General features: G+C 71.9%; 12 protein-coding genes and 2 pseudogenes. 8 read left to right on the top strand and 6 right to left on the bottom strand.

What is annotated here, in order from left to right:
* Positions 1 to 91: 91 nt before the first annotated feature.
* From ACH4XV_RS43530 to ACH4XV_RS43550, 5 genes and pseudogenes are all read right to left on the bottom strand, one after another.
* The gene (locus ACH4XV_RS43530) at positions 92 to 286 is read right to left on the bottom strand and encodes a DUF397 domain-containing protein (RefSeq protein ID WP_395799283.1); all 195 of its coding nucleotides are present in this window, start codon (positions 284 to 286) and stop codon (positions 92 to 94) included.
* Positions 287 to 289: 3 nt separating this feature from the next.
* Positions 290 to 843, bottom strand: a pseudogene (locus ACH4XV_RS43535) (DUF5753 domain-containing protein).
* Between the two features lie 106 nt (positions 844 to 949).
* Positions 950 to 1,171 (bottom strand): annotated as a pseudogene (locus ACH4XV_RS43540) (helix-turn-helix domain-containing protein); the annotation flags it as partial.
* A 197-nt stretch (positions 1,172 to 1,368) separates the two neighbouring features.
* A complete protein-coding gene (gene codA, locus ACH4XV_RS43545; RefSeq protein ID WP_395799285.1) occupies positions 1,369 to 2,688 on the bottom strand; it encodes a cytosine deaminase in 1,320 nt (439 codons plus the stop codon).
* Between the two features lie 41 nt (positions 2,689 to 2,729).
* Positions 2,730 to 4,175, bottom strand: a complete 1,446-nt coding sequence (locus ACH4XV_RS43550) for a purine-cytosine permease family protein (protein ID WP_395799287.1) — start codon at positions 4,173 to 4,175, stop codon at positions 2,730 to 2,732.
* 172 nt (positions 4,176 to 4,347) lie between these two features.
* Here ACH4XV_RS43550 and ACH4XV_RS43555 point away from each other — a divergent pair, with 172 nt between their 5' ends.
* From ACH4XV_RS43555 to ACH4XV_RS43590, 8 genes are all read left to right on the top strand, one after another.
* The gene (locus tag ACH4XV_RS43555; protein ID WP_395799289.1) at positions 4,348 to 6,126 is read left to right on the top strand and encodes a PucR family transcriptional regulator ligand-binding domain-containing protein; all 1,779 of its coding nucleotides are present in this window, start codon (positions 4,348 to 4,350) and stop codon (positions 6,124 to 6,126) included.
* Positions 6,127 to 6,353: 227 nt separating this feature from the next.
* Complete coding sequence (locus ACH4XV_RS43560) at positions 6,354 to 7,280, top strand: SDR family oxidoreductase (protein ID WP_395799291.1); 927 nt, start codon at positions 6,354 to 6,356, stop codon at positions 7,278 to 7,280.
* A gap of 89 nt (positions 7,281 to 7,369) precedes the next feature.
* Positions 7,370 to 8,575: a CaiB/BaiF CoA transferase family protein gene (locus tag ACH4XV_RS43565; protein ID WP_395799293.1), complete on the top strand. Its 1,206-nt coding sequence runs from the start codon at positions 7,370 to 7,372 to the stop codon at positions 8,573 to 8,575.
* Between the two features lie 26 nt (positions 8,576 to 8,601).
* Complete coding sequence (locus ACH4XV_RS43570) at positions 8,602 to 10,134, top strand: carboxyl transferase domain-containing protein (protein WP_395799295.1); 1,533 nt, start codon at positions 8,602 to 8,604, stop codon at positions 10,132 to 10,134.
* A gap of 216 nt (positions 10,135 to 10,350) precedes the next feature.
* Positions 10,351 to 11,382, top strand: coding sequence for a carbamate kinase (locus ACH4XV_RS43575; RefSeq protein WP_395799297.1), 1,032 nt, complete (start codon positions 10,351 to 10,353; stop codon positions 11,380 to 11,382).
* 165 nt (positions 11,383 to 11,547) lie between these two features.
* On the top strand, positions 11,548 to 12,672 hold the full coding sequence (locus tag ACH4XV_RS43580) for a ring-opening amidohydrolase (protein WP_395799299.1): 1,125 nt from the start codon (positions 11,548 to 11,550) through the stop codon (positions 12,670 to 12,672).
* 224 nt (positions 12,673 to 12,896) lie between these two features.
* On the top strand, positions 12,897 to 13,745 hold the full coding sequence (locus ACH4XV_RS43585; protein WP_395799301.1) for an SAM-dependent methyltransferase: 849 nt from the start codon (positions 12,897 to 12,899) through the stop codon (positions 13,743 to 13,745).
* 87 nt (positions 13,746 to 13,832) lie between these two features.
* A complete protein-coding gene (locus tag ACH4XV_RS43590; RefSeq protein WP_395799303.1) occupies positions 13,833 to 14,774 on the top strand; it encodes a D-2-hydroxyacid dehydrogenase family protein in 942 nt (313 codons plus the stop codon).
* Here ACH4XV_RS43590 and ACH4XV_RS43595 read toward each other — a convergent pair.
* On the bottom strand, positions 14,764 to 15,438 hold the full coding sequence (locus ACH4XV_RS43595; RefSeq protein ID WP_395799305.1) for a DUF2867 domain-containing protein: 675 nt from the start codon (positions 15,436 to 15,438) through the stop codon (positions 14,764 to 14,766). The genes ACH4XV_RS43590 and ACH4XV_RS43595 overlap by 11 nt on opposite strands.
* Positions 15,439 to 15,662 lie beyond the last annotated feature (224 nt).

Below are 15,662 nucleotides of genomic sequence, written 5' to 3' on the forward strand. Positions count from 1 at the left end.
TCGCCTGGTCCATATGGCGAAGAAGAAGCCAAGCTCGAGCCCGCATCAGCCATTACAGACGCCGAGGACATCCTGAAGTGTCGTTGCAGTACTAGGCGTGAAACGGCGGCTCGGTGGTCTTCAGGGCCGTCAGGAAGGGGGTCCAGGTGGCTTCGTGGAAGAGGAAGGTGCCTCGGGTGGGCACCTTGGAGTCGCGTATGGAGATGGCGTGCGCGGGAGTGCGGGCTCCCTCGACGCAGTCGACGTCCGTGCTGTAACTGGACTTGAACCAATCGTTGGTGGTCATGGATCAGACCTCCTTGATCGCCTGATGGATCATGTTCCGGGATTCTTGGGGCCCCGGAGCCAGAGCCCGAAGTTCGCTGAACGTGTGCTCATAGCTGTCGACGATGCCATCGTCGGTGACGACCCAACCGGCGGCCAGGTTCTCCAAGTAGACGATCGGCCTCGAAAGAGACGTCCTGGCGAACCGGAAGATGGCAAAGGGGCCATTCATGCCGAGGTGGAATCCCGCGCCGAACGGCATGACCTGCACTTGAACATTCCGCATGGTCGCGAGATCCGCGAGGTGTTCAAGCTGCTCGCGGTTCACGGTCGAATCGCCCGCGCGTCGGCGCAGTACCGTTTCACTCAGGTGACGAAGAGTTCCAAGGGCGCTTCCGCGCGGTGCAGCACTGCCTGCCGGGCCACTCGTGCGGCAACGCGTACTTCGATCTCTTCGGAGCTGTAACTCCTCGACGCGGTCTGGTGAATCGCCCTGGCATAGGCTTCCGTTCGAAGCAATCCCGGCACGTAGTCCGACTGGTAGGTGCGCACTACGGCTGCCGACGCCTCCAAACCCACACAAAGCGTGGATGGTCGGTCGGACTGCGGGGTGCTCCCCTGTTGACGTCCATCGGTCCTGCTTCGTCTTGGTCACCGTGGCGTAGGCGATCAGCAGGGACCGCGTCTCGGCGTCCGCCTTGTAGACGTGGCACAGCATCGCCACGTCCTCCGGCTCGGCGATGACGTTGTCCCCGTATTCCAGTCGGGTCAGCTTCGACGGGCTCCACAAGAGCCTCTTCGCCACCTGGCTCGATTTCAGAGCGGCCTCACCGCGCAACCAACGTAGTTCCGCTCCGGGTTGCAAACGGCACGGGGCAGGCGTGCCCAACTCGACGTCCTGGGTCATTTTTCCGTTCCACCGCACACGGTTTCAGTGTCTCGGCGAACGTCCCGCCCCGGCAGGAACGTTCTGCGCCACAGCGGGAATTACCGCGTATCAATGCCCTTTCGGCGCATTCCTGCCGGTAATCCCGCCGCCATGCTAGTGGCCGAAACTCACGCGTCGCCGCCGAATCGGTGCATTGCGTGATCATGGTGGAGGTGTCAGCGTCGCGCGAAGTCCACCTCCTCCGCCTCCCGTCCCGGCCACGTCAGCCGCGTCGGCGCAGCCAGGGTCTCGGCCACCACCCTCCCCCGCGAGATCACGTGGCTCGGGCGCACCTGGCGGCGGAGGACGTCAAAGGGGGAATCGGCGGGCAGGAGCAGGAAGTTGGCCGGGCGGCCGATCGCTACGCCATAGCGCTCGCCCAGGTCCAGGACCCCGGCGGCCCGTGTCGTGACCATCGCGAACGCCTCGTCGATTTCCGCCTGCCCGGACAGTTGCGCGGCCAGGATGCCGGCGTGGGCCACCTGGATCGGGTTGGCCGTGCCCAGGGGGAACCACGGGTCCATCACGTCGTCGTGGCCGAATGCCACGTTGACGCCGGCCGCCAGCATCTCCTTGACCTGGGTCAGGCCGCGGCGCTTGGGGTAGTCGTCGAAGCGGCCCTGGAGGGTCAGGTTCACCATCGGGTTGCTCACCAGGTTGATGCCCGAACGAGCCACGATCCGCCGCAACTTGCGGCTGTACGCGCCGTTGTACGAGCCCATCGCGGTGGTGTGACTGGCCGTCACCCGGGAGCCGAGGCCGCCGCGCCGGGCCAGTGTGGCGACCACTTCGACGAATCGCGACTGCTCGTCGTCGATCTCGTCGCAGTGCACGTCCACCATCAGGCCGTGCCGCTCGGCGAGTTCGAAGGCGATCTCCAACGACCGCACACCGTCCTCGCGGGTGTCCTCGAAGTGCGGGATGGCCCCGATCACGTCCACCCCGGCGGCCACCGCCCGCTCCATCAGCACCTCCCCGCCGTCGAAGGACACGATGCCCTCCTGGGGAAACGCCACCACCTGGAGGTCGAGCACGTCGCGCACCCGCTCGCGCAGTTCGATCAGCGCGTGCAGCGCGGTGAGTTCGGGGTCGGTGACGTCGCAGTGGCTGCGTACGTGCAGTACGCCGTGGGCGACCTGCCAGCGCAACACCTGTTCGGCGCGGGCCAGTACGTCCTCGCGAGTGAGCATCGCCTTACGCTCGGACCAGCGTTCGATGCCTTCCCACAACGTGCCGGAGGTGTTCCAGCGGGGTTGGCCGGCGGTCAGGGCCGTGTCGAGGTGGATGTGTGGCTCGACGTACGGCGGCGTGACCAGCGCGCCGGCGGCGTCCACGACCGGACCGGTCGGCGCGACGGCTCGCGTCCCGGCGGGGGTGATGTCGGTGACGAGGCCGTCCGTCACCACGATGTCGACCCGGTCGGTTCGGTCGACCCGGTCGGTCCGGTCGGCTCGGTCGAGGAGCCGGCAGTCGGTCACGGTGAGGCTGCTGTGCATGTTCGGTCGCTCCAGGGATCGTTCGGGGATCGGAATCGGGTTCACGATCGGGCGGGTTCGGGCACCCGCTCCTGCTTGCGCTCGTGGCGGCCCAGGACCAGGTACAGCCCACCCGCGACGATCGCGCCCGCCAACCACGACAGGTCCACGTTGCCGATCGCCCTGGCGCCCGGACCGCGCAGCGCCTCGGGGACGCCGTACTCGAAGCACCACGTGGCGACCATGCCGCACAGCAGCGCGACGATCGCCGACCAGCGCACGTCGGCGAGCAGGCCGCGACGCGGCGCGGCGTACAGCGCGGCGATGTCCACGCGCTGTCGGGCGAAGACGTAGAAGTGCACCAGCATCACCGCGGCCCACGGCGCGACCCAGGTGACCATGCCCGCGAGCCAGGTGTCCAGGGTGTGCGCCAGGCTCGCCCGGAAGATCAGGAACAGCGTGAACACGGTGGCGAACGCGCCCACCAGGCAGGACAACACGCGCCGCGAGACCTTGATGTCCAGGGTCTGCGCACAGAGCGAACAGCTGTACAGATTGAGGATGTTGGTGGCGATCGGCCCGTGCAGCACGAGCAGCAGCACGGGGATGGCGAGCGGGCCGAACGAGTCGACGATCAGTTGCCCCGGGTCGGCCTTGGCGTTGACGGTGGCCAGTGACGCACCGAGCACGCCGAGCCAGACCACGGGGACGAACTGGCCCAGCACGCTGGCCGCGTACAGCTTGCGGCGGGAGGTGGTGCGCGGGACGAAGCGGGAGTAGTCGGAGGCGTAGGCGAACCAGGTGATGCCCCAGCCGACGCCGATCGCGGTCATCACGGTGCTCATCGCCGACCAGCGGTCGCCGCCGCTCAACGTGCTCGCGTGGCCCCAGTCGATGTCGAGCCGGGTCCAGGCCACCGCGGTCATCGCGGCCAGCACGACCAGGGTGGCGGGTACGGTCCAGCGCTCGAAGCCGGCGATGGCGGCGAAGCCGGACGCGGCGATCGCGATCTGGACGGCCATCACCACCAGGACCACCACGACCTTGGTGCCGTTGCCGCCCTCGTAGCCGACGCTGTCGAGGAGGGCCATCACGAGGTCGAGCACGATCCAGGTGTTGATCGCGCACCACCCGGCGGAGATCACGCCCTGGACGGCGGCGGGCAGGTAGGCGCCGCGCCGACCGAACGCGGCCCGGGCCAGCACCATCTGGGTCACGCCGGTGCGCTGGCCCATCAGTACGAACAGGCCGAAGACGCCCATGCCGATCAGGTTGCCGACGATCAGGACCAATATGGTGTCGACCAGTCCCAGGCCGAGCACGATGCCGAGGGCGCCCAGGACCCAGTTGATCGGCGCGATGTTGGCGCCGGCCCAGATCCAGAACTGGTGCGCGGGTGTCGAGTCGCGGGCCTCGTCGGGTACCGGTTCGAGGGACTGGGTGTGGTCGACCGCGCGCTCGGGGCGGGCGGGCTGCGCGGGGTGCGCGGGGTGGTCGAGGGTTGCCACGGAGACCTCCGGTGGGACGGAGCGGAGCACTGCGGTGGGGAATGCGGTGCGATGCGATGCGGTCTGCGGTGAGAGCTACGGTGGGGTGATCACCGAAGGTTCCTCGGCCGAACGGGTCGTGACAACGGACACCGTGACCGCCATACTGACGGATCTTCCGGACGGAGTGTCCATGACGCTGTCCCTGCGCGCGGTCCTCGACCATCCGCTGATGCGCGGAGCCGACCCGGCGGTACCGGATCCGCACGCGGACCTGGATCGCCCGGTGCGCTGGGTGCACTCCAGCGAGATCTACGAGATCGCCCCGCTGCTGCGCGGCGACGAACTGCTGCTCACGACGGGTCTGGGCCTGGCCGGACGGGACGCGGGCGAGCGGCGACGCTATGTCACGGAGCTGGCGGCGGCGGGCGTGGCGGGGGTGGCCCTGGAGGTCGGCCGTACGTTCCGCGAGGTCCCGGACGACGTGGTTCGCGCGGCGGCGGACGCGGGTCTGCCGCTGGTCGTCCTGCGCGGCGTCGTGCCGTTCGTCGAGATCGCCGAGGCGGTCAACGCGGCCATCCTCGACTCGGCGGTGACGCGACTGCGCCACGTCAACCGCATCGTGCGGACCCTGTCCGGCGTCCTGGCGCGGGGCGCGGGCGTCGAAGAACTCACCACCACGCTGTCCTCGCTCACCAACCGCCCGGTTGTCCTGGCGGCCCTCGACGGAACGCCCACCGCCTACGCGGGCACGGACGACCCGACCTCGGTCGCAAGAACCCCAACAGCCGAAGCCGGCGTCGAACTCAGGGGCGCACTGTGGGGACGGCTACTCCTGGGCACGACAACGGCGACCGCCACCCCGCCACCGGGCGTGGTGGGTGACGCGGCCGACGCCGACACAGCCAACACCGCGACGGGCGCAACCAGGACAGCAGGCACGACCGGCACGACCGACGCCAACCCGTCGCCGGGCGCGGCAGGCGCGGCCAACCCCGACACGGCCAACCCCACGACAAGCGCAACCAGGACCGCGGGCAGGGCCGTGACGGCGGGCGCGGCCACCCCGACCACCGCCCCCGCCGACGGGCTCTGGTCGACCGCGGGAGCGGCGATCGCGCGGGAGGTGGCCGAGCACGCCGCGCAGGTGTTCGCGCCCGCCCTGTTGCGCCTCGCCGACCGTGGTGGCTGGGTGGGCCGCGAGCGGCGGGAACTCGTCGAAGGGCTGCTCGGCGACGCGTTGCCCCCGCGCGAGGTCGCCGCGCGCCTGACGGTGTGCGGCCTCGTCCCGGCCGGCACCGCCGTGTGGGCGACCATCGCCCTGAACCGGCCCGACCCGGTGCAGGCGGTGACCACCCTGTACGAGGGCCTGCGCGCATGCGGCGGCCGGGGCCTGGTCAGCGACGGCCCGGGCGGCGCGTACGCCCTGATCGCCCTGGACCGCCCCACCCACATCGCCGAACTCGCCGACCGCCTCGGCCTGCCCGGGGCCACCGGCCACGAACCGACCGCCGCCCTCGGCCCGCTCGTGCGGGACGTGGCCCGCGTCGGACACAGCCTGCGCGCCGCGCGGGACACCCTGCGCCTGGCCCGCCGAGTGCACCCGATCCGGCCCACCGGCGTCGCCGAAACCGTACTCGCCGACGACTGGGCCCTGGAACGCCTCCTGGACGGGCTGCCCCCGGAGGAACTGGCCGACCTCGTCGAGGACCAACTCGGCCCGCTCCTGGCCGCCGACGCCACCCGCGGCACGGGCCTGGTGGACACCCTCGAGGCGTACCTGCGCTGCGGCTGCTCCAAGACCGAGACCGCCGGCGTCCTGTTCCTCCGCCGCCAATCGGTCCACCAGCGCCTCGCCCTGATCGAATCCCTGCTCCACGTAAGCCCCGACGCCCCCGACCGCCAGGGCCCCCTACGCGCCGCCCTCACCGCCCGCGACCTCCTCACCACCCGAGGCCCGAACCCGACCTAGCTCCACACCCGGCCCGCCGCACCCGACCCGGCGCCGCACCCGGGCGAAGTCCCGCTCCCACCACGCCAAACGGCACCGGCCGGCCGAGCCCCCGCTGGGCGGCCGGATTAGCCATACCGCCACCGCCCCACGCGCCCCGGCTTCGGCACTTTGTGCCCGATTCACCGGGGTCGTGTTGGCGAGGGCGCACCGTGAAACCCCGGGCCGGTGCTGCCTAGCGTGGGGGCATGATCGTGATTACCGGGGCCGCGGGGAAGACCGGGCGGGCGTTGACCTGGGCGTTGGCCGAGCGTGGGGTGCGGGTGCGGGCGTTGGTGCGGCGGCCCGAGCAGGTCGCGGTGGCGGTCGCGGCCGGGGCGAGCGAGGCGGTGGTGGGCGACGTCACCGCGCCGGCCGACCTCGCCGAGGCGCTTGCCGGGTGCGAGGCGATCTATCACATCGCGCCGAACGTGCACCCGGACGAGCCGGCCATCGGGCGCGCCGTGATCGCCGCCGCCGAGCGGGCCGGCGTGGACCGGTTCGTGTTTCATTCCGTATTGCGGCCCCAGTTGCGGGCGATGCCGCATCACGAGGCCAAGGCCCGGGTCGAGGAGGCCCTGTTCGAGTCGGGCCTCGCGGTGACCGTGCTGCAGCCCGGACCGTACCAGCAGAACATCCTGGACGCCCGCGACGCGATCGTGCGGATCGGCGACTACGTCGTGCCGTACCGGGTGGACGCCCCGTTCGCCGCCGTCGACCTGCGCGACGTGGCCCAGGCCGCGGCGGTCGTCCTGTGCGAGGACGGCCACGAGAACGCGGTGTACGAGCTGGCCGGCCCGGAGGCGCTGACGCCCGAGCTGATGGCCGCGCACCTGGCGGCCGTACTCGATCGCCCCGTCACCGCGCGCCGGATCGACCCGCGCGAGTGGTGCGAGAACGCCCGCGCGGGCGGCCTGTCCGGCTACGCCCTGGACACGCTGACCGCGATGTTCGCGTTCTACGACCGGCACGGCCTGACCGGCAATCCGCGCACCCTGGCAATGCTGCTCGGCCGGGCGCCGACCCGCTTCGAGGACTTCGCCCGACGGGTGTTCGCCCCCGACGACGCCCACTACGCCCCGGGCTTCCAACACCAAGTATTGCCAAGCGAGCGCGATTCCTTGGGCAGTAACTGACGGCGAGCAACGCCGTGTCGCCGCCTAACTTGGACGCATTCGACGCCGGACTGCGCACCGCCGCACACATGCAGAAAGGGGTGTTCGACGTGAGCGGACCGCTCTGCGATCTCGTCGTGCTCGACCTCTCCCGCGCCCTCGCCGGCCCGCACGCCGCGATGATGCTCGGCGACATGGGCGCCCGGGTGATCAAGGTGGAGAACCCCGACGGCGGCGACGACACCCGAGGCTGGGGCCCGCCGTTCGTCGGCGCCGAGGACGCCCGCGAGTCGACCTACTTCCTCTCCTGCAACCGCAACAAGGAGTCGATAGTCCTCGACCTGAAGACCGAGGAGGGCCGGGCCACCCTCGCCCGGCTGATCCGGCACAGCGACGTGCTCGTGGAGAACTTCCGCACCGGCGTACTCGACCGGCTCGGCTTCCCGATGGAGGAGCTCACCCGGCTCAACCCGCGCCTGGTGGTGTTGTCCATCACCGGCTTCGGCCACGACGGTCCGCAGGGCGGCCGACCCGGCTACGACCAGATCGCCCAGGGCGAGGCGGGCCTGATGAGCCTGACCGGCCCCGGCCCCGACGACCCCACCCGCATCGGCGTACCGATCGGCGACCTGCTGGCCGGGATGTACGGCGCCTACGGCGTGGTCGCCGCGCTGCACGAGCGCGAGCGCACCGGCCTGGGCCGGGTCGTGCGCACCTCGCTGCTGTCCGCGATCGTCGGCGTACACGCCTTCCAGGGCACCAACTACACCGTCGCCGGCCAGGTCGGACACGCGCAGGGCAACCTGCACCCCTCGCTCCAGCCGTACGGCTCCTACCGCTGCAAGGACGCGATCATCCAGGTCGCGGTGGGCAGCGAGAAGTTGTGGGCCAAGTTCGCCCCGATGGTCGGCCTCGCGGTGGACGACGCCCGGTTCGCGGTCAACGCCGACCGCGTGGTCAACCGGGCCGAACTCGCGGAGGCGATCAACGCCGCGTTCGCCGCGCGCGACGTGGACGACCTGCTGCCCGAGCTGGCCGCCGCCGGCATCCCGGCCGGCGAGGTACGCACCATCGACCGCGTCTACGACTGGGACCAGACGAAGTCGCAGGGCCTGCTGCTCGACGTCATGCACAGCACCCTCGGCCCGATCACGCTGCCCGGCCCACCGATCCGCCTCGACGGTGTCGACGGTACGAGCGACGACGGGCGCCGGCGGCACGACGCCCCGCCGACGCTCGGCCAGCACACGGACAGCGTGCAGGCCTGGCTCGACGCCGAGGACGCCCGCGCCCTGCACGCCGCGCGGCGCGCGTGAGGGCCGAACCGGTGGGGGCGGAAGCGGTGACGGCCGAGCCCGCACCCGCTCCCCCCACGCAGCCCCGCCGCCCCCGCGTCGGCGCGCACGACCTCATCCGCCTCGTCCTGGACTCCGACACCTGGACGAGCTGGGACGCCCCGCCGCACCGCCCCGAGCGCCTGGACCCCGGCTACCGCGACGAGTTGCGCGCCGCCGAGGCCAAGAGCGGCGTCGACGAGTCCGTGGTCACCGGCGAGGGCCGGATCCGGGGCCGCCGGGTGGCCGTGGTGGCCTGCGAATTCGGCTTCCTGGCCGGGTCGATCGGGGTCGCCGCCTCCTCGCGCCTGGTCGCCGCGATCGAACGAGCCACCGCCGAGGGCCTGCCCCTGGTCGCCTCGCCGACCTCCGGCGGCACCCGGATGCAGGAGGGCACGGTCGCCTTCCTCCAGATGGTCCGGATCAGCGCCGCCGTCGCCGCGCACAAGAGCGCCGGCCTGCCCTACCTCGTCTACCTGCGCGGCCCGACCACCGGCGGCGTACTCGCCTCCTGGGGCTCGCTCGGCCACGTCACCGCCGCCGAACCCGGCGCGCTGATCGGCTTCCTCGGCCCGCGCGTCTACGAGGCGCTGTACGGCCGGCCGTTCCCCGAGGGGGTCCAGGTCGCGGAGAACCTGTACGCGCACGGCCTGGTCGACGCCGTCGTCGAGCCCGACCGGCTCGGCGACGTGGCCGCCCGGGTCCTGGACATCGTCACCGCGCCGCGCGAGAACCTGCCCGACGTTGCCCCGCTGCCCGTCGAGGACCTGGCCGACGTCCCCGCGTGGACCTCGGTCGAACTCTCCCGTCGCTCCGAACGCCCCGGCGCGCGCGCCCTGCTCCGGCACGCGGCGAGCGCCGTGGTGCCCCTGCACGGCACCGGCCAGGGGGAGAGCGACCCCGGCCTGCTGCTCGCGCTGGCCAGGTTCGGCGGCGCGCCCTGCGTCGTGCTCGCGCAGGACCGCGCCCGCCAGTCCAGCCACGGCCCGTTCGGCCCGGCCGGCCTGCGGGTGGCCCGCCGCGGCATGCGCCTGGCCGCCGAACTCGACCTGCCGCTGGTCAGCGTCGTGGACACCGGCGGCGCGGCACTCAGCCCGGAGGCCGAGGAGGGCGGACTGGCCGGCGAGATCGCCCGCTGCCTGGCCGAACTGGTCACCCTGCCCACGCCGACCCTGTGCCTGCTGCTCGGCCAGGGTGCGGGCGGCGGCGCGCTCGCCCTGCTGCCCGCCGACCGGGTGCTCTGCGCCCAGCACGGCTGGTTGTCCCCGCTTCCGCCCGAGGGCGCCTCGGCGCTGCGCTACCGCACGCCCACCCGCGGCGCCGAGATCGCCGCGGCGCAGGGCATTCGCTCGCTCGACCTGTTGCGCGACGGCGTGGTCGACCGGATCGTCGCGGAGCGGCCCGACGCGGCCGACGAGCCGATGGCGTTCCTGGCCCGGCTCGCGCAGGTCCTGGAGTACGAACTGGTCGGCCTGCTGCGCCGACCGACCGAGGAACGCCGCGCGGCGCGGCTGGAGCGGTACGCCCACCTCGGCTGCTGAAACGGGCGCGCGCCCGGCGTAGACCCCCGAACCCGGGCGCGCGTCACTCGGCAATTTCTGCCAGATCGATCGGTGTTTGTAGTCAAATGACTCTCAAGCCATCGACCCGGTTCCCCACCTAGAGTCCCAATTCCCGGACGGACGACGGCCCAACGGGCCGAACCGCGACGGGTGCATCGGGACTCCCGCGTACGACAGGACAGGAGAGTTCGACACATGACAACTCCCCGCACCGCGAACGGCACCCGGAGCACGAACGGCACCGGGAGAGTGCTCATCGCCCTCGGCGGCAACGCCATGACGGGGCCGGACGGGAGCGCCACCCCCGACGCCCAGCGGGCGGCCGTCGCGGTGGCGATGGAGGCGGTGGCCGACCTGATCGTCTCCGGCGTCGACGTCGTGCTCACCCACGGCAACGGCCCCCAGGTGGGCAACCTGCTGGTCAAGAACGAGTTGACCGCGCATGTCGTACCTCCGGTGACCCTGGACTGGTGCGGCGCGCAGACGCAGGGCACCCTCGGCTTCACCGTCGTCTCCGCCCTGGAGGCCGCGCTGCGCCGCCGCGGGCAGCCGGCCCGGGTGGCGGCCGTGGTCACCCGGACCCTGGTGGACGCCGCCGACCCGGCGTTCGAGCACCCGACCAAGCCGGTCGGCCGGCATCTGCCGCAGGCCGAGGCGGAGCGCTTCGTCGCGCTCGGCCAGCACTGGGAGGACCGGGGCGCCAAGGGCTGGCGTCGAGTGGTTCCGTCGCCGGATCCGCTGGAGGTGGTCGACGCGCCGGCCATCCGCACCCTGGTCGCGGCGGGCTTCACCACGGTCGCGGCCGGTGGCGGCGGCATCCCGGTGGTGCGCGACGCGGACGGCGCCGAGCGCGGCGTGGAGGCGGTCCTGGACAAGGACCTCACCGCGGCCCTGCTCGCCGCGTCGGTCGACGCGGACGTGCTGGTGATCGCCACCGACGTACCCAACGCGATGCTCGACTACGGCACCGCGAACCAGCGCGAGCTGGGCCGGGTCACCCCGGAGGAACTGCGCGAGCACGCCGCGGCGGGGCAGTTCGCGGGGGGCAGCATGGGGCCCAAGGTCGAGGCGGCGGTGCGCTTCGTCGAGGCGGGCGGCCGGCGCTCGGTGATCACGTCCCTGGACCGGATCACCGCCGCGGTCGCCGGCGAGGCGGGCACGGTGGTGGAGGCGAACGCGGCGGCGGTCGCGGCTGCGGCACCGGTCGCGGCGGCGGACGCCGGGTAGCGCCCCGTCGGCCCACGCGCCCCGACGCGCGGGCCTGCGACGCGGGCAACGCGTCCGGAGCGGCCACAGCCTCCGGATCGGCCGCAACATCCGACGTGGCCGAAGCGGTGCAACCGGCCGCAATAGTCGCAAAATCGGTCAGTATCGGTAATTCAGCGAACTCCAATGAACGAGGTGGAACGAGTGCCCAGGCCGATCGAGGTTCACAAGGTCGCCATCGAGAGCGTCACCGACGCGTCCGGATTGGCCAAGCTGATCGACGACGGCGTGTTCGCCGCGGACGACGTGCTCGCCGTCATCGGCAAGACCGAGGGCAACGGCGGGGTCAACGACTACACCCGCATCCTGGCCGACCGCGCCTTCCGCGAGGTGCTGGTCGCCAAGGGCAAGCGTTCGGTCGAGGAGGCCGGCAAGGTACCGCTGGTGTGGTCCGGCGGCACCGACGGCGTGATCTCCCCCCACGCGACCGTTTTCGCCTACGCGCCGGAGAACCGGTACGAGCCCACCGACGAGCCGCGCGTGTCGGTCGGCGTGGCGATGAGCGAGACGATCCTGCCCGAGGACATCGGCCGGGTGCCGATGGTGGAGAAGGTCGCCGCCGGCGTCCGTGCGGCGATGGCGGTCGCGGGCATCACCGACCCGGCCGACGTGCACTACGTACAGACCAAGACTCCGCTCCTGGTCCTGGACACCATCAACGACGCCAAGTCGCGCGGGTTCGACGTGTGGACCGAGGACACCCTCAAGTCCATGGACGTCTCCAACTCGACCACCGCGCTGGGCATCGCCGTCGCGCTGGGCGAGATCGACCTGCCGACGGCCGACCAGATCCACCGCGACCTGTCGCTGTACTCGTCGGTGGCGTCCTGCTCCTCCGGCGTGGAACTCGACTGCGCGCAGATCGTGGTGGTCGGCAACGTGCGCGGCGTCGGCGGCCCGTTCCGGGTCGGTCACGGCGTGATGAAGGACGCGCTCGACGCGGACGGCATCTGGTCGGCGATCCGCTCGGCCGGGATCGACCTGCCGGAGCGTCCGCACACCTCCGACCTCGGCGACCGCCTGGTCAACGTATTCCTCAAGTGCGAGGCCGACCCGAGCGGCAGCGTGCGCGGCCGGCGCAACATCATGCTGGACGACTCGGACGTGCACTGGCACCGGCAGATCAAGGCCACCGTCGGCGGCGTGACCGCGGCCGTCACCGGCGACCCGGCCGTGTTCGTCTCGGTCGCCGCCGTGCACCAGGGCCCCTCGGGCGGTGGGCCGGTCGCGGCCATCGTCCGGATGGACTGACGCACCCGCGCTCCCGCTACCTGACGCCGACGGCCACCGCTCCCCGTTCCGGGCGGTGGCCGTCGGCATGTCCGCCCGCCCCGCGCTGCGCGGTCCCACCCCGCCGGCGCCAATCCCCGCACGTGTTACGGAAGTTGCCGGTCGGTGACGGAGGGACTCGGATAGGCTCCGTACGCCCGTAAGACGCCATGGGTGAGCGCGCGAGACATCGACGAGGAGCAACCGTGGTCGAGCGGGAACAGGACGAGTGGGACTTCGACGCCCTGCCGGAGGGGGAGTCGCCCGAGGACTGGGCACCGACCGGGATCGACGTCACCGTGCCCAGCGTCGCGCGGGTCTACGACGCCATTCTGGGTGGCAAGAACAACTTCGCGGTGGACCGCAGGATCGCCGACGAGGCGCTGGCGAACCTGTCCAACGAGGGCGCCTGGCACAACCGGCACATCCTGGCCCGGGGCGTGCGCTACCTCGCGGCCCAGGGCATCGACCAGTTCGTCGACCTGGGTTCGGGCCTGCCGACCGTGCAGAACACGCACGAGGTCGCCCAGGAGGTGAACCCCGACGCGGCCGTCGTCTACGTGGACAACGATCCGATCGTGCTCGCGCACGGGCGGGCGCTGCTCGCGGACAATCACCGCACCCGCGTGGTGACCGCCGACCTGCGCGATCCGGCCGACGTGCTGGCCCGCCCGGAATTGCGCGAACTCATCGACTTCACCCGGCCCGTCGGCCTGCTCCTGGTGGCCGTCCTGCACCATCTCGCCGACGACGAGGACCCGGCGGGCGTGGTCCGCGCCTACCGCGACGCACTGCCGCCGGGCAGCTACATCTTCATCACCCACTTCTGCGACTCCACGCCGGAGGGACGCGCGCTGGAAAAGATCTTCCTGACCCAGTTGGGCAGCGGTCGCTTTCGCCCCCTGGAGGAAATCGAGAGCTACTTCGACGGCCTCGAACTCGTGGACCCCGGCGTGGTCCTCCTCCCCCTCTGGCACCCGGACGAGCCGGCCACCCGCCCGCTCACCCCCGAAGGCCACCTGTCCGTGGGCGGAATCGGCCGCCTTCCGGGCTGATCCTCGAACCCACGCGGGCCGGGCGGGGTGTGCGGTTGGGGCGCGTCGGGGGGTTGGGGGGTGGGGGTGGTATTAGCCTCGGGGGTCATGAGGATCGCCATTATCGACGACTATCAGGACGTGGCTCGGGGGCTGGCCGACTGGGGTTCGCTCGACGCCGAGGTGCACGTGTTCACCGAGCCGTTCGCCGATGGTGACGCGGTGGTCGCCGCGCTCGCCGGGTTCGAGGTGATCGTCGCGATGCGCGAGCGCACCCGGTTTCCGGCGGAGGTGCTGGACCGGTTGACCGGGCTGCGGCTGCTGGTGAGTACCGGGCCGGTGAACGCGGCGATCGATGTGGCGGCGGCGCGCGGGCGTGGTGTGGTGGTCTGCGGGACGGGCTATGTCGCCCATCCGACCGCCGAGCTGACCTGGGCGCTGATCCTGGCCGCCGCCCGCAACCTGCCGGTCGAGGAGCGCTCGATGCGGGCCGGCGGCTGGCAGGTGGGGCTCGGCGTCGGCCTGCGCGGCAAGGTGCTCGGTGTGCTGGGCCTGGGCCGGCTCGGCAGCGAAGTGGCCCGGATCGGCCACGCGTTCGGCATGGAGTGTGTGGCCTGGAGCCCGCATCTGACCCCGGAGCGGGCCGCGGCGCACAACGTGACGGCGGTGACCGAGGAGATGTTGTTCGCCCGGTCCGACGTGCTGTCCATCCACCTCGTCCTCGGCTCGCGCACCCGGGGCCTGGTCGGCGCCGCCCAACTGGCCCGGATGAAGCCGACCGCGATCCTGGTCAACACCTCGCGCGGCCCCATCGTCGAGGAGTCCGCCCTCCTGGACGTGCTGCGCCGCCGGGCCATCGCCGCCGCGGCGCTGGATGTGTACGACGTCGAACCGCTGCCCGCCGACCACCCGTTGCGCACACTGGACAACGTCGTGCTCACCCCGCACATCGGCTACGTCACGCGCGAGCTGTACGAGACCTTCTACCGCGACGCGGTCGAGGACATCGCCGCCTTCCTCACCGGCGACCCGATCCGGGTCATGAGGTGACGGCCGCCCCGGGGTGGTCGGCGGGGCCGGCGGACGCGGCGGGCCCGGCGGCTGCGCCGGCTGCGTGCGCCTCGGCGGCGGCGAGCAGTTGCGCGCGGTCGAGCCAGATGCGCTCCCACTGGCGGGTCAGCGCCGGGTAGACGATCAGGAGCCGAAACGGTGCGATGCCGGCCATGTACAGCCGGCCGAACCAGCCGTTGGGCTTGACCAGGACGGCCATCCGCAGCTCGTGGCCGCCGTCCCCGGTCGGCACCCAGCCCAGGTGCATCAGGGCGTGCGCGGTCTTGTTGCCCAGCTCGCCGACGAACTCGCGGTCGAGCCCGTACACGGGAGTGAGCGGCATGCCGCCGGAGTCGGCGGGGTCGACGGTGGCGCGAAGTTCGTCCGGCAGGCGATCGCGCAGCGACACCACACGCTCCCCGAGCCCGGCCTCGGGCCGGTCCCAGCCGAGCACGACGCCGAGCTTCCGGCGTACCGCGAGCAGGAACCGCGTCGGCGCCGCCTGCCGCCCGCCGCTCGCCCGCATCGCCGCGAGCATCACGGGAAAGTCGTCCGGCCCGGCGCCCGGAGTGCGGTAGGACCACACGTCCTCGACTCGGAAGTCGTGGGCGAACTCGTGGAGCCGCCAAGGCTGTTCGATGTAGGCCGTGCGAGGAAGTCTCATGCCCGCTGCCACCTTTCCGGCGCCGGGACGCCCTGTGCCGCCCCCATATACGCCACCGTACACGAGCATGCGAGCCACGTATACGGCGGCGTATACGGAGGCGATCCAGGGGTCGCACGACCCGGAAGCGCACGTCGGGCCGGACCAGGGCAAAAATGTGATACGGCAACAATGTGACACGGCAGCGCTCAAACAGCCCGAAAAAGCGCGGATCGCGCGCCGAG

Origin of the sequence: Embleya sp. NPDC020630, assembly GCF_044334985.1 — a bacterium.
Classification (GTDB): Bacteria; Actinomycetota; Actinomycetes; order Streptomycetales; family Streptomycetaceae; genus Embleya.